We start from the raw sequence: 22,769 nt of genomic DNA, 5'->3' as shown, positions 1-22,769 counted from the left end.
ATGCCCGTCAACAGCCACGCCGATCACCGAACTCGCGTCAGGCGGTGGCCACACTCGGGGCAGCAGCCGCACGCGAGCGCCTCGACGTGAGCCAGCGGGAGTACCGCCGGAGCGCGCCACGCTGCACCCACTGATCCACGGCGAGGGCGACCAGTGGCCGGACGCCGAGCGCGGGATCCTTCCCCGCGGCCATCCGGCGCATCTGGTGCCGCACCATCGCCATGCCGGCGAGCGAGGCCAGTGGCTTGTCCGACCAGGTCACCGGGCGCAACGTCCCGGCCGCCCCGCGGCCCTCACGCCAGCGCGCGGGCAGGTCCGGGGTGACCGACAGCGCGGTGCCGATGCCGACCACGGCCACGTTGTCGGCGAGCACGCGATCGGCCGTGTCCCGACGGGAGATCCCACCGGTCAGCATGAGCGGAGTCGCGGAGGCCTCCGCCAGTTCGGCAGCGAGTTCGAGGAAGTACGCCTCGCGGGCCGCGGTACGCCCGTCGGCGGGACGCCCGGACATGGCAGGACTCTCGTAGCTGCCCCCGGACACCTCCACCAGGTCCACCCCCCACGGTTCGAGGAGGGCGATCACCGCGGCGGCGTCGTCGGCGGCGAACCCGCCCCGCTGGAAGTCGGCGGAGTTCAGCTTCACCGCGACGGCGAAGCCCGGCGACACCGCGGCACGGACGGCGCGGACGACCTCGAGCAGCAGGCGGGCCCGGTTCTCGAGCGAGCCGCCCCATTCGTCGCTGCGAGTATTGACCAACGGAGACAGGAACTGTGACAGCAGGTAGCCGTGTGCCGCGTGGACCTCGACACCGTCGAAGCCGGCCTGCTCGGCGCGCTGCGCAGTCGTGGCGAAGCGGGCGATCGTCTCCCGGATCTGTTCGGTCGTCATCGCCACCGGCCGGCCGAAGCGCTTGGAGTGCTTGCCGACGTCGACGGCGACGTCCGACGGACCCCACACCACGCCGGGCATGTTCGCCTGGACCTGCCGGCCGGGATGGCTGATCTGCATCCACATCGACGCACCGGCCGCCTTGCCCGCCGCAGCCCACGCCGCGAACGGCTCGAGCGGAGCGTCGGCATCGAGCACGATGCCGCCCGGGCCGGTCAGCGCCTCGGCATGCACCATGACGTTTCCGGTGACGAGCAGGCCCGCACCGCCCGTGCCCCATCGCCGGTACAGCTCGACCAGGCGCTCGTCGGGCAGTTGCGCCGTGCCTGCCATCCCCTCCTCCATGGCCGCCTTCGCGATCCGGTTGCGCAGTACCTGGCCGGACTTCAGCCGGAGGGGTGAGAACAGCTCGGCCGGTGTCGAACCGCGTGTCATATGATGTCCTTTCGATCTAGGTGTTAGCAGTGCTTACACGGTATGCAGCGCTAACATTAGAGAATAATGTAAGCAGTGTCAACACGCGTTAGGTTAGGAAGATGTCAACTTCGTCCGGGTCGTACCACCACGGTGACCTCCCCGGCGCGCTGCTGCGAGCGGCCATGGAACTGCTCGAGGAGGACGCCGCGAGCGACCTGTCGCTGCGCGCCGTCGCCCGCCGCGCCGGCGTCTCCACCGCAGCGCCGTACCGCCATTTCGCCGATCGCACGGCCCTCGTGTCCGCCATCGCCGCAGTGGGATACCGAGAACTGGCCGAGCACCTGGTCAAGGCCTGCCCCGACCCGGTGACCGCCGACGACCTCGCGACCATTGCCGTGGCCTACGTGCAGTTCGCCCTCACCAGGCCGGGACTCTTCCGGGTGATGTTCGCCGAGCCGTGTGACCCGACCAGCCCGGAGCGCACGGCCGCGGCCGAGGCGATCACCGCCTACCTCGAGTCGATCGTGGCGAAGGCCCTCCCGGCATCGGACCCACAGGCCATGGCCACTGCCACGTGGGCACTCGTGCACGGCCTGGCCTTTCTCCACCTCGACGGCAAGTTCGACGCCACCCGCCCCGAGGAGGTCGAGCAGCGTGTCCGCGCGGCCGTCGGCGCAGTGCTCGCGATGTCCGACCGCCAGGGGTAGACGGGACGGGTTCACCGCAATGTGTTGACAGTGCTTACATGCCAGGGTTAGCCTCGGGATGTAAGCACTGCACACATAGCGAGGGAGTACCGCGATGCCATCGTCCCCCCTGGACGCATCCCGTCAGGACGTCGCCGTCTCTGAAACCACCGCCGTCGATCTGGGCGGCCGCACCGTCACGGTCCCGAAAGGCGGCCTGTACGACCGCTTCCGAATGGACACCGACCTCGACGAGGTCGCCCGCGACCCTCGGGTCACCAGTGTCGACTTCTTCCGGAAACTCCCGAAAGCACGGGTCGATTCCCCGATCGGCTCCACCCTGACGCCGAATTTCTACTACCGCATCTCGACGGCCCGACTGGTGATGCTCGCCCCGACGCGCGCGATTCGCGCCCGCCTGCCCCGCGAGCTGGCGCCCCTGGAAGTCACTCCGGGCCTGGGCCTGATCTCGACGATGTTCTTCCGGTACGACGTCTGCGACATCGACTTCTACGCCGAGGCCGCCGTCGGCATCGCCGTCCGCCCGGCACGGCACGGAGGACTCGGTGTCGTCGACCTCGTCTCCGCACTGAAGAACGAGAACCTCGATTCCTACGTGCTCTCCCTCCCGGTCAACACCGACATCGCCCAGGTACGCGGGCACGACGGGTACGGCTTCCCGAAGTGGGTCACCGACGTGGACGTCGACATCGATGCCCGCCGCGCCACCGCTCGGGTCGCGAACGCGGACGGGCAGACCGATCTGGCGCTGTCCGTGGCCACCCCCTCGCAGACCACCCACGCCACCGGGGAACACGTCACGTCGTTGACCTCGTACACGACGATCGACGGTGCGTGGCATTCGACGCTGAGCCAGACCAATCTGCTTTCCACCGGCCGCACGCTGTTCCCCCGCAAGGTGGACCTCGAGATCGGGCAGGGCCGCATGGCCGACGACCTGCGGTCCCTCTCACCGAAGCGGATCGTGCAACTGGACGTCGCGACGGATGCCCAACTGGCCCTGCACATGCCTGTCCCGATCTCGGTCCGCGACCGCTGACCGCGGATCCACCGAAACATCCACCGAACGGTCCGCACGAAAAACCCCACCGAAGGAGAGTGTCATGACCGACAACAAGCCCGTACTCGAGACCGAGGCGGCCGAGTTCGCCGCGGCGACGGATACCCCGCCGTTCCTTTTCCAGTTGCCGCCGGCCGAAGGCCGCAAGACGGTGGACGAGGTCCAATCCGCCGAGATCGACAAGCCGGAGATCGACGAGGAGTGGATCACCGTCGAGGGCGGGCCGACCGGTTCGGTGAAGGTTCGCATCGTCCGACCCGCCGGCGCGTCGGGGACTCTTCCGGTCATCTTCTTCATCCACGGGGCCGGCTGGGTGTTCGGCAACGCGCACACCCACGACCGGCTTGTCCGCCAACTCGCCGTCGGAGCCGATGCCGCCGTCGTGTTCCCGGAATACGACCTCTCTCCGGAAGCCAAGTACCCCACCGCGATCGAGCAGAACTACGCTGCCGCCCAGTGGGTGTTCGCCCACGGCGCGGAGAAGGGGCTGGACGCCTCACGCTTCGCCGCTGCCGGGGATTCGGTGGGCGGCAACATGACCGCCGTCCTCACCCTGATGGCCAAGGAGCGCGGGGATGTCACGATCTCACAGCAGGTCCTGTTCTACCCGGTCACGAACGCCGACTTCGACACCGAGTCCTACCACCAGTTCGCCGAGCATTACTTTCTCGCCCGCGAGGGCATGCAGTGGTTCTGGGACCAGTACACGGAGAACGACGCCCAGCGCGAGGAGATCTATGCTTCCCCGTTGCGGGCTTCGATCGAGCAGCTCCGCGGGCTTCCGCCGGCACTGATCATCACCGGCGAGGCCGACGTGCTGCGGGACGAGGGCGAGGCCTACGCAGCCAAGCTGCGTGCGGCGGGCGTGCCGGTCACCCAGGTGCGTTTCGGCGGCATCATCCACGACTTCGTGCTGCTGCACGCCCTGGCCCCCACTCAGGCCGCGAAGACCGCCGTCAAGCTCGCCCAGGACACGCTGCGCGACGCGCTGCACTGACGTATCACCCCGGCAACAGATTTCGGAGTTCCCATGTCCCTCGACCAGTCCGCCCCGCCGGCCCCGACGATCGGCCTGCCCGCCTCGGCGACTCCTGCGCTGCTCTCGCGGCTGGCGGGGCGGGTCTCGGCCGCACCGGATGCCGCCCGCACCGTGACCACCGCCCCCTACACGGGGGCGCCGCTGGCGGATCTCCCGGTGTCCACGCCCGCGGACGTCGAGGCCGCCTACACCCGCGCCCGAGCCGCCCAGACACTCTGGGCTGCAACCCCGCTCGGCGAGCGGAAGAGGATCCTGCTGCGCTTCCACGACCTCGTCCTCGATCACCGCGACGAAGCCCTGGACCTGATGCAGGCCGAGAGCGGCAAGACCCGCCGCGACGCCCTGCTCGAGGTCACCGACATCGCGATCACCGCGCGCTACTACGCCCGCAGCGCCGCGACACTGCTGGCACCCCAGCGGCGGCGCGGGGCGATACCCCTGCTGACGCATACCACCGAGCTGCGGCATCCCAAGGGCGTCGTCGCCGTGATCTCGTCGTGGAACTATCCCCTCAGCATGGCCGCCGGCGACGCCCTCCCCGCGCTCATGGCCGGCAATGCCGTCGTCCAGAAGCCCGACACCCAGACCGGCCTCACCGCGCTGTGGGCGCTGGACCTGATGCACCGGGCCGGTCTGCCCACCGACGTGTGGCAGATGGTGATCGGCCGGGGAAGCTCCATCGGCGGAGCCCTCATGGGCGGCGCCGACTACATGATGTTCACCGGGTCGACGGCGACCGGACGGCAGATCGCCAGGGATGCCGGTGAGCGCCTCATCGGAGCCTCCCTCGAACTGGGTGGAAAGAACGCGATGCTCGTCCTCGACGACGCCGACATCGACCGGGCCGCCGACGGCGCTGTCGCCGCGTGCTTCCCGTCCGCCGGCCAGCTCTGCGTCTCGATCGAGCGCCTGTACGTCGCGGAAGACATCCGGGATCGCTTCGTGTCCGAGTTCGTCGCTCGCACCGAGAGACTCCGCCTCGGGGCGGCATACGACTACAGCGTCGACGTCGGTTCCCTGACGACCCCGGCGCAGTTGGAGACGGTCTCGGCGCACGTCGACGACGCGGTCGCCAAGGGGGCCACCGTCCTCGCCGGCGGCCGGGCACGCCCCGATCTGGGGCCGCTGTTCCACGAGCCGACCATCCTCACCGACGTCACCCCCGACATGACGCTGTACGAGCACGAGACGTTCGGTCCGGTCGTCGCGATCTACTCGTTCCGCGACGACGAAGAGGCGATCTCCCGAGCCAACGCCACCCCGTACGGACTCAACGGCAGTGTGTGGACCCGCGACGGCGCCAGGGGCCGGGCTGTGGCCGCCCGGCTGCGTTCCGGGACGGTGAACGTCAACGAGGCGTTCGCCGCAGCGTGGGGAAGCATCGACTCTCCGATGGGTGGCATGGGCGACTCCGGTATCGGTCGCCGCCACGGCGCGGACGGGCTGCTGAAGTACACCGAGGCCCAGACAGTCGCCCAGCAACGCATCCAGGGGTTCACGCCCCCTTCGGGTGTCTCCTTCCGCACCTGGGAGTCGGTCCTGACCGCCTCCCAGCGAATCCTGAAGGGCATCGGCTCGCGCTGATCCTCTCCTCGCCGTCCACGAAAGGACTTCCGATGACACAGGGCTCCACCATGCGTGCCGTCCTCGTCGACCCCGACAGCCGGGAGCTCTCGCTCGGCCGCGCACCCACCCCGACGCCCCGTCCCGACGAGGTTCTGGTCCGAGTCGCCGCAGCGGGGATCAACCGCGCCGACCTGATGCAGAGACAGGGTCTCTATCCACCCCCGCCCGGCATCACCGACATCCTCGGGATGGAGGTGTCCGGCACGATCGCCGAGATCGGCTCCGAGGTGACCGGGTGGAGCCCCGGCGACACCGTGTGCGCTCTCATCGCGGGCGGCGGTTACGCCGAGTACGCAGTGGTCCCGGCAGCGCAGCTCCTGCCCGTCCCGGACGGTGTGTCCACGGTGGACGCCGCGTCGCTCCCGGAGGCGGCGAGCACGGTGTGGTCGAACCTCGTCACCGAGGCCGGGTTGCGTGCCGGCGAAACCCTCCTGATCCACGGCGGCGGTAGCGGGATCGGGACGCACGCGATCCAGGTCGCCAAGGCACTGGGCGCGAGGGTGGCGGTCACGGTCGGCTCCGAATACAAGGCGCAGCGCAGCCGCGAACTCGGCGCCGACGTCGTCGTCAACTACCGCGACCAGGACTTCGCGACCGAACTGGCCGACAGCGTGGACGTCGTCCTCGACATCATGGCGGCAAAGTACCTGTCCGCCAACATCTCCGCACTCGCACCCGGTGGCCGGCTGGTCATCATCGGGATGCAGGGCGGCGTCGTCGGCGAACTGAAGATCGCGACGCTGATCGCCAAACGTGCCCGGGTGATCGGTACCAACGTCAGGAACCGGCCGCTGACCGGGCCGGGATCGAAGGCCGACATCGTCGCCGCCGTCCGCGAGTTCGAATGGCCTCTGGTCGCCGAGGGAAAGGTACAGCCGGTGATCTCGGGGAGGCTGCCGATCACCGAGGCCGCGCGGGGCCAGCAGATGCTGGACTCTCCCGACTCGGTGGGCAAGGTGCTCCTCCTGCTGGATCCGGAAGGGAACGAGGTGGCGCGATGAACGGCAACGCCTGGAAGGATCGCGGCGCGAAGCTGATGAACCGGGCGCATCGCGTGGTTCTCACCGTGAGCGGCAACAGGCTGCTCGCGAACCCGTTCGGTATGCCGACCGTGGAACTGCACACCACCGGCCGGAAATCGGGGCTCCCGCGGTCCTGCTACCTCACCGCTCCCGTGCACGATTCCGACCGGGTGGTGCTCGTCGCGTCGAAGGGCGGCGACGACAGGCACCCCGACTGGTACCGGAACCTGCAGGCGTACCCGGACGCCGAACTCGTGATCCACGGCCGCCGCCGGAAGATCAGGGCACGGACCGCGAACGCGGAGGAGAAGGCCGAACTCTGGCCCCGGATCACCGAGGCCTACCGCGGCTACGCGAGCTATCAGCAGCGCACCAGCCGGGACATCCCGGTGGTGATCTGCGAACTGCGGGACTGACACCGGCACCGGCGACGATCCCCCGTTCCCTTCGACCGCAGGACCGCTCGTGGGATCCTGGGACCATGAACGGAGAAGTACCGGACCCGCGGCAGGTCTTCACTGCCCTGGCCGACATCGTGTATCGAGGCTCGTCGGTCAGCGAGGTGTACACCGCGGTGTGCGTGTCGGCGACGATCCTGGTGCCCGGGTGTGATCACGCGAGTCTCATGCTGCACCAGGAGGCCGGCTTCGCCACCGCCGCGGCCTCCGACGAGGTCGCGCGCCTGGTGGACGAGTACGAGCGTGAACTCGGCGAGGGCCCGTGCCTCGACGCCATCCTCGACGAGGTGCCCCAGCTCGACCCCGACCTCGCCACTCCCACCGCCTGGCCGGCGCTGGCCGCGCGACTGCTGGCGGACACTCCGGTCCGGGGCGTGATGGGCTTCCGGCTGCTCGTCGACGACCGCAAGGTCGGGGCCCTGAACCTCTTCAGCGATACCCCCGGCACCTTCGGGTCCGAAGCTGCCGACGCCGCCGCGTTGCTGACCTCCTTCGCCTCGGTGGCCGTGGCCGCCGCCGCGCACGGGGAGCAGGCCCGTTCGCTGCGCGAAGGGCTGGCCAGCAACCGCGAGATCGGCAAGGCCATCGGACTGCTCATGGCGCTACATCACTTCGACGACGACGCGGCCTTCGACCTGCTGCGCCGCACCTCCCAGTCGATGAACGTCAAGATCGCCGAGGTGGCGCGCCGCGTCGTCGCACAGCATCGCTGAGCTCGGGCCGTCCCGAGCGGGGACGGCCCGGGCTTCGGCTCAGATCACCCCGCGGGAGGCGGGCAGCAGACGCGCCAGGACGTCCGCGAGCGTGACGACACCGACGATCCGGTCGCCGTCCGTCGCGACCGAGAGATGGCTGCGCGTCTCGCGCATCGTCGCCAGCGCCTCGTACACCGGATCTGTGATCGACAGCGTGAGCACCGGACGCATCAGCTCGCGCGCCGTGGTCGCGGGATCGGCGGCGAGCGCATCGCGCACGTGCACCACCCCCGTGATGCCCGAGGCGTCACGCACCAGCAGCCGCAGGTGTCCGGACCGGTCGCCCTCCGCCCGGATCTCGTTCGGGTGAGCGGTCGGCGCCACACTGCTCGGCTCCGCGACCGGGGTGGCGACGTCCCCGATGGTCAACGACTCGAGGGACAGCGCCCCGGCAAGATAGTCGTGGTACCGCTCGTCGAGGGTGCCCACCGTCGCGGAATGCTCCACCAGGTGCCGGAGCGCATCCGGATCCTGCCCTCCCGCAAGCTGATCCACCGGTTCGACGCCCACCTTGCGCAGGCACCAGTTCGCCATCCGGTTGAGCACCTCGAGCAGCGGCCGGGTGAACCACATGAACGCCCGCATCGGCAGCGCCAGCATCGTCGCGGACTTCTCCGGGTGTGCGATGGCCCAGGACTTCGGCGCCATCTCCCCGACCACGAGGTGCAGGAAGGTGACGATGACGAGCGCGAACACGAACCCGAGCACGTCCGCGATCCACACGGGAGCACCCCAGCCCTCGAAGAGCGGGGTCAGCCAGTGATGCACCGCCGGTTTCGTGGTGGCACCCAACGCGAGGGTGCACACCGTGATACCCAGCTGGGATCCGGCGAGCAACACCGACAGCTCCGATGCGCTGCGGAGCGCGGCCCTCGCCGATCGGCTGTTCGGCGCCGCATCCTCGAGCCGGTGCCTGCGGGCAGCGATCAGGGCGAACTCGACCGCGACGAAGAACGCGCTGGCGGCGATGAGCCCGATCGTGACGACGAGAACCACCCACGGATCACTCATCGTCGGCCTCCGCTTCTTCCTCGAGTCGCACGTTCAGCGACGACGGGACGTGTTTGCCGATCTCACGGACCTCCGCGACCAGCACCCGGTGCGGCGCGTCCCCGTTGCCGGCGAGGTCCGCCGGGTCGGGAGGCAGCTCGATCCGCACCGCCGTCCCCACCTGCGGCAGCCCGCCGTAGCGGGCGATCACCAGGCCGGCCAGGGTCTCCGCGTCCACCTCGGGGAGCTTGTGTCCCAGCACGCGTTCCACCTCGTCGAGGTGCAGATCGCCGGGCATGGTCCAGCCCTCGGCCGCCGAACCCCGAACGTCTTCCTCGACCGCGGGGTCGTGTTCGTCGGCGATCTCACCGACCAGTTCCTCGGCGATGTCCTCGACCGTGACGACACCGGCGAATCCGCCGTACTCGTCCACGACGAGCGCCATCTCGTCCTGTGCCTCGGCGAGGCGGGTGAGTACCTCGACCAGGGACAGTGACGCGGGAACGATCACCGCGGCACGGGCCCGCGAACGCGCCGTGCCGCTGACATCCTCACCGAGCAGATCGTGCAGGTGCACGACACCGAGCAGGTCGTCCACGGTGTCTCCGACGACGGGATACCTGGTGTGGCCGGTACTCATCCGTTCGAGCACCTCGGTGATCGGCTGGTCGTCCGGCACCGTGTCCACCCGGGACCGGGCGATCATCGCGTGCTCGGCGGTACGGGTGGGGAAGTCGAGCACCCGGTCGAGCAGGGTGGACAGCTCCCGGGGGAGCTCACCCGTATCGCGCGACTCGGCGACGATGTGCTCGAGATCGCGGGCGGTGGCGGAGTGCTCGACGTCGTGGACCGGTTCGATACGCAGCGCACGCAGCAGCAGATTCGACGACTGGTCGAACAACCAGATCAACCAGCCGAACAGCCTCAGGTACAGCGTCGTCGACAGGGCGAGGCGCCGGGCGACCGGCTCCGGCCGCGCGATGGCCAGGTTCTTCGGGAACAACTCGCCGAACAGCATCTGCACGAGCGTGGAGAACGCCACGGCGAGAATCGCGCCGACGGCGATGCCGACCGTCGTGGGCACGCCGACGCCGCCCATCAGTTCGCCGAGACCGCGGCCGATCAGTGGTTCGGCGACGTAACCGACGAGCAGGCCGGTGACGGTGATGCCCAGCTGGGCACCGGAGAGCATGAACGACGTCCGGCGGGTGACGGTGAGGGCGCGGGCGGCGCCGGCGTCACCGGCGGCGGCGCGGGCCTTGAGTCGGGAGCGATCCACCGACATGTAGGCGAATTCCTGGGCCACGAAGTAGCCGGTGAGTGCCGTGATCGCGAGGACCACGAAAAGTCCGAAGAGAATACTGAGTGCGGTCACCGGGCGACCGCCGCATCGAGCCGCTGGGGCTCGGGATACTCGGGTTCAGGCTCCGGGTCGGGCTCCGGGTCGGGGTCTGGGTCGGGTGATCTGCGCGGTGCGCTGGTCATCGCTCTCTCTACGGGTCCGGGAACGGGGTATTCGGACAACAATAGGACGAGTAGGGCCCGAGGATGGTTCCGAACGTGAGGTACCGCACACGCCACTACCCGGTATTCGCAGGTAGAGGCTCATTCCTCGTCGTCGGACGGCGTGTCCGAAATCTCGATCAACCGCACCAGGCAGTGCATGCGCAGCGGCTCGGGGAAGCCGTCCGCCAGTCGGTAGTAGACGGTGCGGCCGGCCTTGCGGCGCGTCACCATGCCGGCCGTCCGCAGGATCCGGAGCGCGTAGCCGACGGCGTCCTCGCCGAGTTCGAGGGCCAGCGCGATGTCGCCGACGCACAGCTCGTCGGCGAGGTCGAGAGCGTAGATGACCCGGGTGCGGGTGGGGTCGGCGAGCAGGCTCAGGATGCTGCTCAGCCGAGCCGCGTCGTCGTGGCCGATCAGCCTTTCACGCGCCTTCGCGACCCGTTCGGGATCGACGGGAGTAGTCGGGCTCATGGGACCATTGTCCCTGATTTCCGCACGACCGTTTACCCGTACGTGTTTACGGATATAGGCTCGGGCTCGAGTACCTCCCTCCATAGGGAACCCGATATGGAACTCCCCGAAAGGAACCCTCGCCCCGATGAAGAAGACACTCGCCGCCGGAGCCGTGTCCGTTGCCGTCGTGCTCGCGCTGGCCGCGTGCGGCGATTCCGACGACACGACCGCCGAGACCACCACTGCGACCACCTCCGTCGGCGCCGAGGCCACCACCGGTGAGCACGGCGCCCACGACGGCGACTCGTCCGCCCACAACGAGGCCGACGTGGCCTTCACCCGGGGCATGATCCCGCACCACGAGCAGGCCGTGGAGATGAGCGACGTGATCCTGGCCAAGGACGGCATCGACCCGCGCGTCACCGCACTGGCCGAGCAGATCAGGGCGGCTCAGGCTCCGGAGATCGAGACGCTCACCGGCTGGCTCACCGACTGGGGCGTGGCGGGCACCGACGACTCCACCGGTGGGCACGAGGGACACGACATGGACGGCATGATGTCCGAGCAGGACATGCGGGCGCTCGAGCAGGCCGAGGGCACCGAGGCGGCACGGTTGTTCCTCACCCAGATGATCGTGCATCACGAGGGCGCAGTTGCCATGGCGGACACCGAGATCCAGGAGGGCGAGTTCCCCGACGCCGTCGAGATGGCCCGCACGATCGCGCAGACCCAGCAGCAGGAGATCACCGCGATGGAGGAACTCCTCGCGACTCTGTGACCGCCGGTATCGGCCGCGGGGTCAGGCCGTCCCTCGGCCCTGCTCGCCCCGAGCGAGCAGGGCGTCGACGGTGTTCACGCCCAGCACGTGATCGAGCGCCCTGACCCGCAACCGATGATTCCAAAGCGACGCATAACGCGGTGTACTGCAGCGGTTTTCGTGTTACCGATCTCACCCGCCGCCCTGAGGGGGGAGGACGCATGCCGGTGCCGGGAGCACGCGCTCCGGGGCGGCGAGCCCTACGGGACCCGAGGTGGGCTGTCCGAAACGGAACGCGGCGCGCTCGCCACGCCCCGGGAGGTGTAGCACCGATCTCTCCATGGCGACCCACGACATAAATATGATGTATTAGGTTCTGGTCTTATAATCGTATGGTTATAAAGGGTGGCCTGAGTCGCCTCGTGGCCATCGCGCCGGCCCCCGCACACTGGAGCACCGATTCATGACCAGCACCGCACTACTCGCCGCGGCGGGCGAGTCGGGTCAGGACGCGCGCCTGATCACCGCCGCGATCGTGGGCGTCGCCGTGATCATCGCCCTGATCACCTGGCTGAAACTGCACCCGTTCGTCTCCCTCGCGATCGGTGCGGTGGGCGTCGGCATCGCGGCCGGTCTCGGCGCCGCGGAATCGGTGGCGGCGTTCGTCGAGGGCTTCGGCTCCACCATGGGCAGCGTCGGAATCCTCATCGGGTTCGGTGCCATGTTCGGCAAGCTCCTCGCCGATTCCGGCGGTGCGGACCGGGTGGTCGACACGCTGGTCGGGCACTCCGGGCCCCGAACCCTGCCGTGGATGATGGCCCTGGTCGGCGCCGTCATCGGCCTGCCGATGTTCTTCGAGATCGGTCTCGTGCTGTTGATGCCGGTCATCATCCTCGTCGCCCGCCGCTCCGGACTGTCGCTGATCAGCATCGCGATCCCGACCCTCGCCGGGCTCTCCGCGATGCACGGTCTGGTGCCCCCGCACCCCGGTCCGCTGGTGGCCGTCGCCGCCCTGAACGCCAACCTGGGCCTCACCCTCGCGCTCGGTGTGCTGGTGGCGATCCCGACGGTGATCGTCTCCGGGCCGCTGTTCGGCAAGCTCGCCGCACGCTGGGTGAACGTGCCGGTTCCCGAGCTGTACGTCACCGCGGAAGACACCGAGGGAGCCGAGGCTGCTGCCCAGCGTCAGCGCCCGGGATTCGTGCCTACCCTCGCGGCCATCCTGCTTCCCGTCTTCCTCATGCTCGGCAAGGCGGTCGCCGACGTCGTGGCGCCCGATTCGCAGGCGACGGCGAAGGTGACGCTCGATTTCCTCGGCACCCCCGTCGTCGCGCTCGGTCTCGCCGTCCTCGTGGGGATGGTGCTGCTCGGCCGGGGCGGCGGCATGGGACGCAAGGAGATCGCCGGGTCGCTGGAGAGTTCACTGCCGCCGATCGCCGGGATCCTGCTGATCGTCGGTGCCGGTGGCGGTTTCAAGCAGGTGCTCATCGACACCGGTATCGCCGACGTCATCGCCGAGGCGATCAAGGGCAGTGCGCTGCCCGTCCTGTTCCTGGCTTGGCTGGTCGCGGTGCTGATCCGGGTCGCGACCGGTTCGGCGACGGTCGCGACGGTGACGGCGTCCGGCATCCTCGCGCCGGTGGCGGCGGAGTTGTCCTCCTCCCACGTCTCGCTCATGGTGCTCGCGATCGGCGCCGGGTCGCTGTTCCTCTCCCACGTCAACGACGCCGGATTCTGGCTCGTCAAGGAGTATCTCGGCGTGAGCGTGGTGCAGAACCTCAAGACCTGGACGGTGATGGAGTGCGTGATCTCGGTGACCGGACTTGCCGGCGTGCTCGTACTGAGCCTGGTCATCTGAGAGGCATTCGATGAGCAACGAAAGAAGTGCATCCTCGTCCGAGCGCCACGTCCCGGTGCTCGTCGTCATGGGTGTCTCCGGCTCCGGCAAGTCGACCGTCGCCGGGATCATCGCGGGCGCGATGGGCTGGGACCTGCAGGAGGGGGACGCGCTGCACCCGCGCGCCAACCTGGAGAAGATGGCGTCCGGCCAGCCCCTGACCGACGAGGACCGCTGGCCTTGGCTGGCGCTGATCGCCGAGTGGATCGGCGAGCACACCACCCACGGTCTGCCCGGGATCATCACGTGCTCGGCGCTCAAACGCAGCTACCGGGATGTGCTGCGCGGCGACGACGTCGTGTTCGTCCACCTCGCCGGGTCGACGTCGCAGATCAGGGAACGCCTCACCGCGCGCCTCGACCATGTCGGTTCGGCATCTGCGCCCGGACCAGTGGAACCACCGACTCCCGCCTCAGCGCCGAGGCGACGATGTCGTTCTCTCGTAGCGCCGAGTTGCTCACCACCAGCGGCACGCCCCCGAGCCGCTTCAACTGGAACGGCTCGTCCGGAACGGGGGTCCCGGGGGGCATCACGAGCAAGAGTCGTTGATCCCCCAGTTCCAACCGCTCGAGGTTCTCGGTCGGAACAGGAAAAGTGGTGAACCCGAGCTCACAGTGCCCGGCAAGAACTTCGTCGCATAGTTCCCTCGCGCCGGGAAATTCCAAGAGATCGATTCGGACCTCGGGATACATGCGGGTGAACGAAGCACTCCACGCCGCGACCGCCTCACTGGACATCTCCGGCATTGTGCCGATCGTGATGGATCCGGCCTGCAGTTCCCGAGCCCCGCGCATGATGTCCTGCACGGCAACGAGATCGTCGAGGACCTTGCGTGCGGGCTCGACCAGCAGGTGCCCTGCCGGGTTGAGCACGAGATTTCGGCCGGTCCGGTGGAACAGGCTCAACTTCAGCTCACGTTCGAGCTGACGGATGCTCTGCGAGATCGAGGCCTGAGCGACGTGCAGGTGCTGCGCCGCCCTGTTCACGCCATGGTGCTCGACAACGGCTAGGAAGTATTCGAGTTGGCGAATGTCCATGGCAGCAATCTTCCCCTCTACTGCAGACCGGCCGTAGTCTCCGCGTCAGGCCCGGTAGGAGTCCGGCAGAGTGCCGTCGGCGCCGACCTGTTTGATCATTGCTTTGGCCAGGTTCCGTTCGTGGATGGGAGAGGAGCCCTCGTAGATGCGCAGCGCTCGGACGTCCCGCCACATCCGGGGGACGGGGTGCGGACCGACGATGCCCTCGCCGCCGAGCAATTGCACGCAACGATCGGCGACTCGGCTGGCCATCTCGGAGCCGTACAGCTTCGCCGCAGCGATGCGGTGGCGCGGGACAACACCCGAGTCGAACGCCCGCGCGCTCTCGATCACCAGGGCACGACCGGCCTCCATCTCCGCGAAGCTTGCGCCGAGTTCCGCCTGCACAGCGCCCAACTCGGACAGCGGAGACCCGAACTGGCGTCGACCGATGACGTGTGCCGTCGTCTCCTCCAGCATTCGGGTCGCCTGGCCGACGCAGGTCGCCGCAACGTGCGTGCGCGCGTGGTTGATGCCGCGCAGCGCCATGACCAGCCCCTTCCCCTCCCCCTCACGTCCGCCGAGCAGGTTTGCTGCCGGCACCTCGACACTGTCGAAGTAGATCTCGCCGACAGGGCCCTCTGCATGTCCGTTCATTATGGTGGGCAAGGCAGTTCGCACCCCCGGCGCCTTGGCATCGACAACGAATGCGGAAACTCCCGCGGCACCGGGTTCGGTCTCGTCGGTGCGGGCGAATACGATGAATGCGTCTGCCCAGCCGGCGTTGGTGATGTAGCGCTTGCTTCCATCGATGACGTATACGCCACCCTTGCGCCTGGCGGTGGTGCGCAGACTGGCCGCGTCGGAGCCCGCGAATTCCTCGGTGAGCGCGAACGCGGTCACCAGCTCACCCGCTGCCATCGCCGGAAGCATCTGGCGCCGTTGCTCTTCGGTTCCGTGGTCGAGGATTGCCTGCGAGCACAAGCCGATCACCGTCGAGAACCGCGAGCGGTACACACATGATGCGCGGGTGAACTCGAAGGTCAACTGCACCTGCTGCTCCATCGTCCAGCCGAGGCCCCCGTACTCCCGCGGGATCGTGATCGCGAACAGTCCGAGTTCCGCCATGCGGTCGACGATGCGGGCGGGAACCTCGCCCGCATCGACCATCTCGTTCTCGGCGGGGATCAGCTCGTTCTCGGTGAAATCGGCGATCACCTTCAGGTAGGTAGGGAAGTCGTAGTCGAGAACGCTTTTGTTGATCATGAAGGGAGCCTTTCGGAGTGTTGTCTTTCGGGAACGGAGGCGCCGACGACGCGGCTGTCGAGCAGATCGGAGACTGCCGCGTCCGTGTAGCCGAGTTCGCGGAGGACATCGACCGAGTGCTGTCCCACGCCAGGTGCCGCGACGGAGGTGGTGCGGCGACGACCGTCGAGGGTGAAGGCCAGGCCCGGGCTGGTGTATGAGTCGCCACCGTCGGCGGCGACGTCGACGAGGATCTCGGACGCGGAGACGTCCTTGTCCTCGGCGAGGTCGTCGAATGATCGGATTGCGCCGCAGACGATCTGCGCGGACAGCAGGCGCTCGACGGCCTCGCGCCTGGTCATCGCGCCGAACGCCTCGGACAGGGCCGCCAGGAGCTCTGTGCGGTGCGCGACCCGAGCCGGGTTGTCGACGAATCGCGGGTCGTCGAGCATGTCCGGACGTTCGATGAGATTGCACAGCGCAGACCATTTCTCGCTGGTGTAGGCCGAGAGCACGATCTTCCCGTCGGCCACGTCGACGACGTCGGCGCCAGGAGCGACGAGGGCCTGGCCGTTGCCCTTGCGACGCGGAGCCTGCCCGGTGAGTGCGTACTCGCCCCAGTTGGACGCCTGCATCGACAGCGTCGCCTCCATGAGCGAGGTCTGGACGTGCGCACCGCGACCCGTCGAGTTCCGCTGATACAGTGCCGCAAGGATTCCGGTGGCGAGCGCGTTGGCCGCGGTCACGTCGGCGATGGGCAGACCCAGCCGTTGTGGTTCTCCGTCCGCTTCGCCGGTGGCGTGCATCAGCCCGAACTCCGCCTGAGCGGCGATGTCGAGTCCCGGACGGGCGCTCGACGGCCCGTTGGTGCCGAACCCGGTCACGCTGCCGTGCACCAGGCGGGGGTAGCGCCGCCCGAGCTCGTCCGGGCCGATGCCCAGTCGTTCGGCCGAGCCGTGGCGGAAGTTCTGCACCAGCACATCCGATTCCGCGATCAGCCTGTGCAGGATTCCCCGGGCTTCCTCCTGGCGGAGATCGAGGGCGATGCTGCGCTTGTCCCGGTTGTAGGCCTGCACCATCGCTTCACCGAACGTGCCGATCGTACGGGCTTGGTCGCCGCCCAGGCTTTCCACCTTGAGCACGTCGGCGCCGAGGTCAGCCAGGGTCTGGCCCGCGCTGGGGCCGGCGATGTACTGGCCGAGGTCGAGCACTCGAATGCCCGCGAGGGGTCCGTTCATGGTGTTCACCGTGCCTCTCGTGCCGCGTACTCCAGGGTCAGCTGCTCGAGCCGTGCCTTGGCCTTTTCCGGGTTGAGCATCAGGCCGCCGATGACGCCGAGCACGCATACCGTGACACCGACGAACATGAAGCCGGTCGAGTAGCCCTGGGCCGCAGTCGGCGCGTGCTCGACGATGAGCCCGAGGCCGAAAGGCGCCACGATGCCGGCGACGCTGTAGGCCGCGATGATGCATCCGAAGAACGCCACCCGCTGCTTGGCAGGCAAGAAATCCGATGCACCGGCAAAGGCGACGGAGAATGCCACACTGTTGACGGCGAACGCCACGATCACGAAGACCATCTGGGCGGGCCCGGCCGGCAATTGGGTGAAGACGATCATCGACAACCCGCCGACCAGCAGGTACGCGCCGGTGACGTAGCCACGGGCGACTCGCGAGCTGCAGCCCTTTCGCATCAGCCGGCCGGACAGCAGGCCCGCCGAAAGCAGGACACCGACCGCGGCGATGTACGGCAGGGTCACCAGCATCCCGACCGTGGTCGCGGAATATCCGAGCCCCTCGTTCATGAACGCGGGCAGCCATGCCACCTTGAGCGAGGAAATGAGGTAGCCGGCGAACGACAGGAGGACCAGACCCCAGAAACTCTGCAGCGTCAGCAGACGGTGGAACGGAACCACGATATTGCCGTTGGGGTCTTCGACCTTCGCGTCACCCGTTGCCGGAGTATCGCTCCGCTTGAACGGCAACTTCTCGGTGTACCAGAACCAGCCGATCAGCCAGAGCACTCCCACCCCCACCAAGGCCACGAACGCGGCGTGCCACGACCAGGTCAGGATCACCCAGGTCAGCACGGGCGCGGCTACCAGCGGCCCCACCGACGATCCGGCATTGACCACGGCTCCTGCAGTCGCCCGCTTCTCGGGCGCAAACCGATCCGCGACAATCGACTGACACAGCGCGTGCGCGGGACCCTCGAAGAAACCCAACGCAACACGGCACGCGAGGAGCACGCCGAACGATGTGGGGACGGTCAGCGGGAGCATGCTCGCGATCCAAGTGAGCATCAGCAGACCTGCGCCCCAGGTATACGAGATCTTGCGGAGCACGGCGGTGAGAGTGACCGCCCCGACCGCGAACAACCAGAAGAATGCACTGCTGAGCAATCCGTACTGCCCCGCTGTGAGACCAAGATCCGCACGGATCTGCTCACTTCCCAAACCGATCGCCGCCTTGTCGGCGAAGTTCAGCGTGAAGAACAGGAACAGCAACACGACGATTCCCCACGCACGCCGGTTTGCCTGGCGCGGCGGTCGTACTCCGACGTCGCCGAGACGGGCTTCTGTCGTAACCATGAATGTCCTCCGAATGTGAGCGCTCAGGAAGCTCGGCTACCCGGGTCTGTGTGATGGCGACCACTGGAGCGGTACTCACATCACATCCAAGCCCCGGTGCCGGATCAACCGGCAATCCGCGGTCGGACCATACGTTTCTGCCTGTACCCTCAGTTCAAGACTGTTGGCCCCGGGACTGACAGGCGATCACGTCACCCTGAAGGGTGGGATCGAGCGGATTGCTGATCAACCGGATGTTCTGCTGAGGCACTGCACACGTAGGCTCGCCGGGGGAGATCGACGGTAGGTGATCATCCGGCACTACGACGGGCGGGCCGAAACGTGTCGACGAACTCGATCGTGAGAACTGAAATTGCGGAGTACAACCGAGATTTCGAACGCGGGGTCGGTGTTCTCACGGCAGCGGAGCGGGTCGCAAACCCAGCTAATTACCACTTGTCCGTCCCATTCTCGCGGTTTCCACTGGAGCGGAACCGTTCGCATGCGCAGCATCCAGATGAACCGGAAGCGGTCGTGACTGTCGTCCTCGTGACAGTTCGGCCGTCTCCGCTCTGGTCGAAATAGGTTCGACAGGAACGGGCCCGGCGGATACCGTGCACGCGATATGCATTCGGCGCCGCGAGGTGCAGGTGTGGATGAGGTGGATCTGTGTCGACAGAAGTGAGGGGCAGCGCCTGGGAGTACGGTCCGCTGGCCACTCTGGCGTACGAACTCGACAAGCCGATCGGAACGTCCTTCGGGGACGTCGAGTTCTACTCGTCGCGCCTGCGCGGCGTGGCCGGTCCCGTTCTCGAACCCGCGGTGGGTACAGGGCGCATCCTGATACCCCTGCTCCAGCAGGGCTTTTCTGTACGGGGTTACGATGCCTCGACTGCCATGCTCGAGCAGTGCCGCACCAACTGCGCCCGACACGGGCTCACCGCGGACGTCTTCGAGGCCGACATGACCGCCCACCGCGATGAGTACACGTACGAGGCGATCATCATCCCGACCGGCTCCTTCGCTCTTGTCCCGGACCGCGACAGCGCTTACGCCGCGCTCGAGGCAATGCACGGCAACCTCGCCCCGGGCGGGCGACTCATCGTCGACCTCGAGCCGCCATCGCTGCACGTCGAAGGCCCCGATCCGGTCCGCCATTGGCAGCACGACGGGGTCCTGATCACACTCTCCACGTGGCAGAAGACCACCGACCCGATCGCCCAGCGGTCGACCAGCTGGCTCCGCTACGAGCGGTGGGACGAGGGCATGTTGACCCACACCGAGCTTCAAGTCTTCTCGCTGCTGTGGTTCGGGACGGCAGAGTTCACCGCCATGCTGCACCACGCCGGATTCGCCGATGTGTCCATCCACGGCGGATATCGAGCCGGCCACGCTCCTACCCCCGCAGACAAGGTGTGGACCTTCGAGGCCTTCCGGAAGTAACCGAGCAACGCGGGGTCAACCCTGGACTGCGCCACGTGCTCGGGCACCGGCGACGCAGGCGAAGCCCAGAACCCTCTGGTCAGCCTGCGGGTTCGCAGAAGCGCAAGATGTTCCCGGAAGGATCGGTGACTTCGATCGTGGGTCCGCCGGGAGCGTCACGGTCGATGCCGGGACGGAGGCGGGGGTACGGCCGCGCCGAGATGTCGGCGTGGAATGCGTCCGCACTGCCGACGGGTATCCACACCGCGGTACCCGGCGTGCCGTCACCGTGATGCTCCGACAGGTCCAGCACCGTCTCGTCGCGGCGGATGCGCAGGTACAGCGGCATACCGGGCTCGAAGCGGTGCTCCCACTCGACACCGAAGCCCAGGTAGTCCAGATAGAACTCCCGCGTCAGCGCCTCGTCGTGCATCCGGAGTACCGGAACCGCCGCACCCGAACCTCCACGCGCGGTGGAGAGCACGGCAGAGGCGGTGTTCCAGTCGGTGAAGCCGAGTTGCTGCGCGACGATCTCCAGCGCGCGGCTGTGGCTGATGGTGACGTCGGTCGCGGCCAGGCTGCGTCGCAGTGCCTTCGCGGCCGCCTTGGCGTCGTTCGGGGTCAGGTCCATGATGTCGTCGCTATCCCGGTGCCGAAGAAAATGGTCGGTGCTCGCGTTGCCGTCCGTGGCACCGTGACAGTCACGGGAACCTCCGACAGGAGAACCGCTCGATGCGTTCACCAGACCGAGAATCTCGGAGCGAGCGGCAGGCCCATCGAATTGCCTGCCAGCAGGATACCAAGCATCCACGTCGGTGCATGCCGGGTACCGTCCCTTCCTGAGGGACCGCCGCCGGTCGCCGCCGCGACCAGGCCCCAGCGGCCATCAACCGGCATTCCTCATCCGCACTCCGGGGTGATTGGCCCGGATACCGGCCTCCGCGAGTTCGACGGTCCTGTCTATTCGGCGCCGACGGGTGTCCGCCTTCTTCGCCGTCACGATCCATTCCAGGATCAGCCGCTTCGACGATGGCGGAAAGCTCTCGAAGTTCTCGCGTGCCACCGCGTTTCGGTGCAGGGACTCGCGCAGGTCGTCGGGCAGTTCCGAGCCGTCGTCCGGCAGGACCTGCCACGTCCCCTTCTCCTTTGCCAGATCGACGAGCGCCTGGCCTTGTTCGGTCATCAGACCTTGCTCGATCATGTTCGCTGCACGTGTCCGGTTCACGCTGCTCCACGTGCTACGCAGATTGCGTGGCGTGAACCGGAGCCGTGAGCTGTGCTCGTCGTGGGTGCGATGCAGTCCGTCGATCCATCCGAAACACAGGGCGTGCTCGATCACCTCGTGATAGCGCAGACTCGGTGTTCCGCTGTCCTTGTGGTGGATGATCAGCCAGATCTCTTTCTCGGACTGACCGTTTCGACTCAGCCAGTCGCGCCAGACGGCGGCCGAGCTGGCAACGAGGGTCTGCATCTCACGCCTCCTTCGCGTCGACGGTGTCGAGGTAGTGCTGGTTGAACATCACGCCGAGGATGTTCCCGAACGGGTCGACGACGGAGGCGGTGACGAACCCGGGTCCGCGCGTCGTGGGCTTGTCGTGGACGGTGGCGCCGAGCGAGAGCAACCGTTCGAAGCCGGCGTCGACGTCGTCCACGTGCCAGTACGTCACCTGGCCGGCGGGTTGCTCCGTGGCGGCGTGCGGTGCGAACCGGCGGTCGATGATCCCGAGCTCGTGCTGGAAGTCGCCGATCCGGTACTCGATGTACGCCGCAGGGCCTTCCTCGGGACGGGTGAAATAGGGGTCGATACCCAGCACCTCGGTGTACCAGTCTCGAGCGGCGGCAACGTCGTCGGCGAAGAAGCTGACGGTGGTGAGTCCTCGCAACATCGGTGAATCCCTTCTCTCGTTGTCGTTGACGAATCTCATGCTGCCGCTCAAAGTGCTCACCAATTGATCACTTTCTCGGCAAAGATGAGATTCATGCGCGCAGACCGACTCGTGGCCACCCTCCTGCTCATGCAGAACCGGGGGCAGGTGACCGCTGCCGAGGTCGCCGGCGAACTCGAGGTGTCCGTCGCCACCGCCAGACGCGACCTCGAGGCACTGTCCACCGCCGGCGTCCCCGTCTACTCGCAGCCCGGACGTGGAGGTGGCTGGTCGCTCGTCGGTGGTGCGCGTACCGATCTGTCCGGACTGTCCGCGAGCGAGGCCCAGGCATTGTTCCTGCTGATCGGGCCCAGTGCGGCGGTGTCGCCCGAGGTCAAAGCCGCACTACGCAAGCTCGTGCGCGCGCTGCCGCAGACCTTCCGCGCCGAGGCGGAAGCGGCGGCCGACGCCACCATGATCGACCCGACCGCGTGGGGCGAGCGCCACGACGACCGCCCCGCGGTGGTGGAGATGTTGCAGTCTGCCGTGGTGCGCAGGCGGAAGGTCGCACTGACCTACGAGAATGCTGCTCGGCATCGATCCGAGCGTGTGGTCGACCCGTGGGGGCTGGTCGACAAGGACGGGTCCTGGTACCTGATCGCCGGAACCGAGCGGGGCCGGCGCACGTTCCGCGTCGACCGGATCGTCGAGGCCGAACCCACCGATCGACAGGCCGCCCGACCGGACGACTTCGCGCTCGCCGAAGCGTGGGACGAGGTGGTCGGGAAGATGGAGGAGCGGCGCAGCGCCACGTGGGCGACCGTGCTGATCGAACGCCGATTCCTGCCGATTCTGCGGGACCATTTCGGGCGCCATTGCCACGACGACGGCGATACGGAGGACGGTCGCGCCCGAGTACGGCTCGCCGCGCCCACCCCCTTGGACATCGCCCGCAACCTGGCCGGCTGGGGCACGCAGGTCGAGGTGCTCGAACCACATGACGTGCAGGCCGAGCTGGCGCGCATCGGCGCGGAGCTCGCCGGCAGATACGGCGGCGGGTTCACAGCCCCGTGACC

Annotated in this window: 22 protein-coding genes and 1 pseudogene; 12 read left to right on the top strand and 11 right to left on the bottom strand. The window is 67.9% G+C overall.

The window, feature by feature from the left end; translation table 11 throughout:
* Positions 1 to 37 precede the first annotated feature (37 nt).
* Positions 38 to 1,324 (bottom strand): NADH:flavin oxidoreductase/NADH oxidase family protein, encoded by a 1,287-nt coding sequence (locus tag G4H71_RS10670; RefSeq protein WP_072738806.1) that lies wholly within the window; start codon positions 1,322 to 1,324, stop codon positions 38 to 40.
* A gap of 101 nt (positions 1,325 to 1,425) precedes the next feature.
* Here G4H71_RS10670 and G4H71_RS10665 point away from each other — a divergent pair, with 101 nt between their 5' ends.
* From G4H71_RS10665 to G4H71_RS10635, 7 genes are all read left to right on the top strand, one after another.
* On the top strand, positions 1,426 to 2,013 hold the full coding sequence (locus G4H71_RS10665; protein ID WP_072738807.1) for a TetR/AcrR family transcriptional regulator: 588 nt from the start codon (positions 1,426 to 1,428) through the stop codon (positions 2,011 to 2,013).
* Positions 2,014 to 2,107: 94 nt separating this feature from the next.
* A complete protein-coding gene (locus G4H71_RS10660; RefSeq protein ID WP_072738808.1) occupies positions 2,108 to 3,052 on the top strand; it encodes an acetoacetate decarboxylase family protein in 945 nt (314 codons plus the stop codon).
* A gap of 64 nt (positions 3,053 to 3,116) precedes the next feature.
* Entirely contained in the window at positions 3,117 to 4,070 is a 954-nt protein-coding gene (locus tag G4H71_RS10655) for an alpha/beta hydrolase (RefSeq protein WP_072738809.1), read from the top strand.
* A 33-nt stretch (positions 4,071 to 4,103) separates the two neighbouring features.
* A complete protein-coding gene (locus G4H71_RS10650; protein WP_072738810.1) occupies positions 4,104 to 5,696 on the top strand; it encodes a succinic semialdehyde dehydrogenase in 1,593 nt (530 codons plus the stop codon).
* Positions 5,697 to 5,746: 50 nt separating this feature from the next.
* Positions 5,747 to 6,739: an NAD(P)H-quinone oxidoreductase gene (locus tag G4H71_RS10645; RefSeq protein ID WP_072738888.1), complete on the top strand. Its 993-nt coding sequence runs from the start codon at positions 5,747 to 5,749 to the stop codon at positions 6,737 to 6,739.
* Complete coding sequence (locus G4H71_RS10640) at positions 6,736 to 7,176, top strand: nitroreductase family deazaflavin-dependent oxidoreductase (protein WP_072738811.1); 441 nt, start codon at positions 6,736 to 6,738, stop codon at positions 7,174 to 7,176. Before G4H71_RS10645 ends, G4H71_RS10640 begins: the two co-directional genes overlap by 4 nt.
* A 65-nt stretch (positions 7,177 to 7,241) precedes the next feature.
* Positions 7,242 to 7,931: a GAF and ANTAR domain-containing protein gene (locus tag G4H71_RS10635; RefSeq protein ID WP_072738812.1), complete on the top strand. Its 690-nt coding sequence runs from the start codon at positions 7,242 to 7,244 to the stop codon at positions 7,929 to 7,931.
* Between the two features lie 39 nt (positions 7,932 to 7,970).
* On the opposite strand, the gene G4H71_RS10630 is transcribed toward G4H71_RS10635, so the two are convergent.
* From G4H71_RS10630 to G4H71_RS10620, 3 genes are all read right to left on the bottom strand, one after another.
* Positions 7,971 to 8,984 (bottom strand): hemolysin family protein, encoded by a 1,014-nt coding sequence (locus G4H71_RS10630; protein ID WP_072738813.1) that lies wholly within the window; start codon positions 8,982 to 8,984, stop codon positions 7,971 to 7,973.
* Positions 8,977 to 10,338: a hemolysin family protein gene (locus G4H71_RS10625; RefSeq protein ID WP_072738814.1), complete on the bottom strand. Its 1,362-nt coding sequence runs from the start codon at positions 10,336 to 10,338 to the stop codon at positions 8,977 to 8,979. Before G4H71_RS10625 ends, G4H71_RS10630 begins: the two co-directional genes overlap by 8 nt.
* Before the next feature lie 230 nt (positions 10,339 to 10,568).
* Complete coding sequence (locus G4H71_RS10620; protein WP_072738815.1) at positions 10,569 to 10,940, bottom strand: ArsR/SmtB family transcription factor; 372 nt, start codon at positions 10,938 to 10,940, stop codon at positions 10,569 to 10,571.
* Between the two features lie 127 nt (positions 10,941 to 11,067).
* On the opposite strand from G4H71_RS10620, the gene G4H71_RS10615 reads away from it, so the two are divergent.
* The 3 genes and pseudogenes from G4H71_RS10615 to G4H71_RS10605 form a co-directional block, all read left to right on the top strand.
* Entirely contained in the window at positions 11,068 to 11,700 is a 633-nt protein-coding gene (locus G4H71_RS10615; RefSeq protein ID WP_072738816.1) for a DUF305 domain-containing protein, read from the top strand.
* 442 nt (positions 11,701 to 12,142) lie between these two features.
* Complete coding sequence (locus G4H71_RS10610; RefSeq protein ID WP_072738817.1) at positions 12,143 to 13,537, top strand: GntP family permease; 1,395 nt, start codon at positions 12,143 to 12,145, stop codon at positions 13,535 to 13,537.
* 10 nt (positions 13,538 to 13,547) lie between these two features.
* A pseudogene (locus G4H71_RS10605) lies at positions 13,548 to 13,940 on the top strand (gluconokinase); the annotation flags it as partial.
* On the opposite strand, the gene G4H71_RS10600 reads toward G4H71_RS10605, so the two are convergent.
* From G4H71_RS10600 to G4H71_RS10585, 4 genes are read right to left on the bottom strand one after another with little or no spacing between them, the layout of a single operon-like run.
* The gene (locus G4H71_RS10600) at positions 13,921 to 14,613 is read right to left on the bottom strand and encodes a LysR family transcriptional regulator (RefSeq protein ID WP_246442269.1); all 693 of its coding nucleotides are present in this window, start codon (positions 14,611 to 14,613) and stop codon (positions 13,921 to 13,923) included. The pseudogene G4H71_RS10605 and the gene G4H71_RS10600 overlap by 20 nt on opposite strands.
* 45 nt (positions 14,614 to 14,658) lie before the next feature.
* Entirely contained in the window at positions 14,659 to 15,858 is a 1,200-nt protein-coding gene (locus G4H71_RS10595) for an acyl-CoA dehydrogenase family protein (RefSeq protein WP_072738818.1), read from the bottom strand.
* Positions 15,855 to 17,075, bottom strand: a complete 1,221-nt coding sequence (locus G4H71_RS10590; RefSeq protein ID WP_246442283.1) for a CaiB/BaiF CoA transferase family protein — start codon at positions 17,073 to 17,075, stop codon at positions 15,855 to 15,857. Before G4H71_RS10590 ends, G4H71_RS10595 begins: the two co-directional genes overlap by 4 nt.
* A 5-nt stretch (positions 17,076 to 17,080) precedes the next feature.
* Positions 17,081 to 18,346 (bottom strand): MFS transporter, encoded by a 1,266-nt coding sequence (locus G4H71_RS10585; protein WP_246442977.1) that lies wholly within the window; start codon positions 18,344 to 18,346, stop codon positions 17,081 to 17,083.
* Positions 18,347 to 19,075: 729 nt separating this feature from the next.
* Here G4H71_RS10585 and G4H71_RS10580 point away from each other — a divergent pair.
* A complete protein-coding gene (locus tag G4H71_RS10580) occupies positions 19,076 to 19,849 on the top strand; it encodes a class I SAM-dependent methyltransferase (protein ID WP_217631336.1) in 774 nt (257 codons plus the stop codon).
* 79 nt (positions 19,850 to 19,928) lie between these two features.
* Here the strand turns inward: G4H71_RS10580 and G4H71_RS10575 are convergent, their stop codons facing one another.
* From G4H71_RS10575 to G4H71_RS10565, 3 genes are all read right to left on the bottom strand, one after another.
* Positions 19,929 to 20,459, bottom strand: coding sequence for a glyoxalase superfamily protein (locus tag G4H71_RS10575; RefSeq protein WP_072738889.1), 531 nt, complete (start codon positions 20,457 to 20,459; stop codon positions 19,929 to 19,931).
* A gap of 255 nt (positions 20,460 to 20,714) precedes the next feature.
* Complete coding sequence (locus tag G4H71_RS10570; RefSeq protein ID WP_072738822.1) at positions 20,715 to 21,299, bottom strand: YdeI/OmpD-associated family protein; 585 nt, start codon at positions 21,297 to 21,299, stop codon at positions 20,715 to 20,717.
* A gap of 1 nt (position 21,300) precedes the next feature.
* The gene (locus G4H71_RS10565) at positions 21,301 to 21,714 is read right to left on the bottom strand and encodes a VOC family protein (protein ID WP_174561871.1); all 414 of its coding nucleotides are present in this window, start codon (positions 21,712 to 21,714) and stop codon (positions 21,301 to 21,303) included.
* A gap of 93 nt (positions 21,715 to 21,807) precedes the next feature.
* On the opposite strand from G4H71_RS10565, the gene G4H71_RS10560 reads away from it, so the two are divergent.
* Entirely contained in the window at positions 21,808 to 22,767 is a 960-nt protein-coding gene (locus G4H71_RS10560) for a helix-turn-helix transcriptional regulator (RefSeq protein ID WP_072738824.1), read from the top strand.
* Positions 22,768 to 22,769 lie beyond the last annotated feature (2 nt).

Source organism: Rhodococcus triatomae, assembly GCF_014217785.1.
In the GTDB taxonomy this organism is placed as follows: domain Bacteria; phylum Actinomycetota; class Actinomycetes; order Mycobacteriales; family Mycobacteriaceae; genus Rhodococcus_F; species Rhodococcus_F triatomae.
This window is presented reverse-complemented; position numbering and strand designations above follow the sequence as displayed.

Bases quoted from the DNA above. Each gene is read 5' to 3' on its own strand.
- G4H71_RS10670 (WP_072738806.1), bottom strand. From the start codon at position 1,324: ATGACACGCGGTTCGACACCGGCCGAGCTGTTCTCACCCCTCCGGCTG.
- G4H71_RS10665 (WP_072738807.1), top strand. From the start codon at position 1,426: ATGTCAACTTCGTCCGGGTCGTACCACCACGGTGACCTCCCCGGCGCG.
- G4H71_RS10660 (WP_072738808.1), top strand. From the start codon at position 2,108: ATGCCATCGTCCCCCCTGGACGCATCCCGTCAGGACGTCGCCGTCTCT.
- G4H71_RS10655 (WP_072738809.1), top strand. From the start codon at position 3,117: ATGACCGACAACAAGCCCGTACTCGAGACCGAGGCGGCCGAGTTCGCC.
- G4H71_RS10650 (WP_072738810.1), top strand. From the start codon at position 4,104: ATGTCCCTCGACCAGTCCGCCCCGCCGGCCCCGACGATCGGCCTGCCC.
- G4H71_RS10645 (WP_072738888.1), top strand. From the start codon at position 5,747: ATGCGTGCCGTCCTCGTCGACCCCGACAGCCGGGAGCTCTCGCTCGGC.
- G4H71_RS10640 (WP_072738811.1), top strand. From the start codon at position 6,736: ATGAACGGCAACGCCTGGAAGGATCGCGGCGCGAAGCTGATGAACCGG.
- G4H71_RS10635 (WP_072738812.1), top strand. From the start codon at position 7,242: ATGAACGGAGAAGTACCGGACCCGCGGCAGGTCTTCACTGCCCTGGCC.
- G4H71_RS10630 (WP_072738813.1), bottom strand. From the start codon at position 8,984: ATGAGTGATCCGTGGGTGGTTCTCGTCGTCACGATCGGGCTCATCGCC.
- G4H71_RS10620 (WP_072738815.1), bottom strand. From the start codon at position 10,940: ATGAGCCCGACTACTCCCGTCGATCCCGAACGGGTCGCGAAGGCGCGT.
- G4H71_RS10615 (WP_072738816.1), top strand. From the start codon at position 11,068: ATGAAGAAGACACTCGCCGCCGGAGCCGTGTCCGTTGCCGTCGTGCTC.
- G4H71_RS10610 (WP_072738817.1), top strand. From the start codon at position 12,143: ATGACCAGCACCGCACTACTCGCCGCGGCGGGCGAGTCGGGTCAGGAC.
- G4H71_RS10600 (WP_246442269.1), bottom strand. From the start codon at position 14,613: ATGGACATTCGCCAACTCGAATACTTCCTAGCCGTTGTCGAGCACCAT.
- G4H71_RS10595 (WP_072738818.1), bottom strand. From the start codon at position 15,858: ATGATCAACAAAAGCGTTCTCGACTACGACTTCCCTACCTACCTGAAG.
- G4H71_RS10590 (WP_246442283.1), bottom strand. From the start codon at position 17,075: ATGAACGGACCCCTCGCGGGCATTCGAGTGCTCGACCTCGGCCAGTAC.
- G4H71_RS10575 (WP_072738889.1), bottom strand. From the start codon at position 20,459: ATGGACCTGACCCCGAACGACGCCAAGGCGGCCGCGAAGGCACTGCGA.
- G4H71_RS10570 (WP_072738822.1), bottom strand. From the start codon at position 21,299: ATGCAGACCCTCGTTGCCAGCTCGGCCGCCGTCTGGCGCGACTGGCTG.
- G4H71_RS10565 (WP_174561871.1), bottom strand. From the start codon at position 21,714: ATGTTGCGAGGACTCACCACCGTCAGCTTCTTCGCCGACGACGTTGCC.
- G4H71_RS10560 (WP_072738824.1), top strand. From the start codon at position 21,808: ATGCGCGCAGACCGACTCGTGGCCACCCTCCTGCTCATGCAGAACCGG.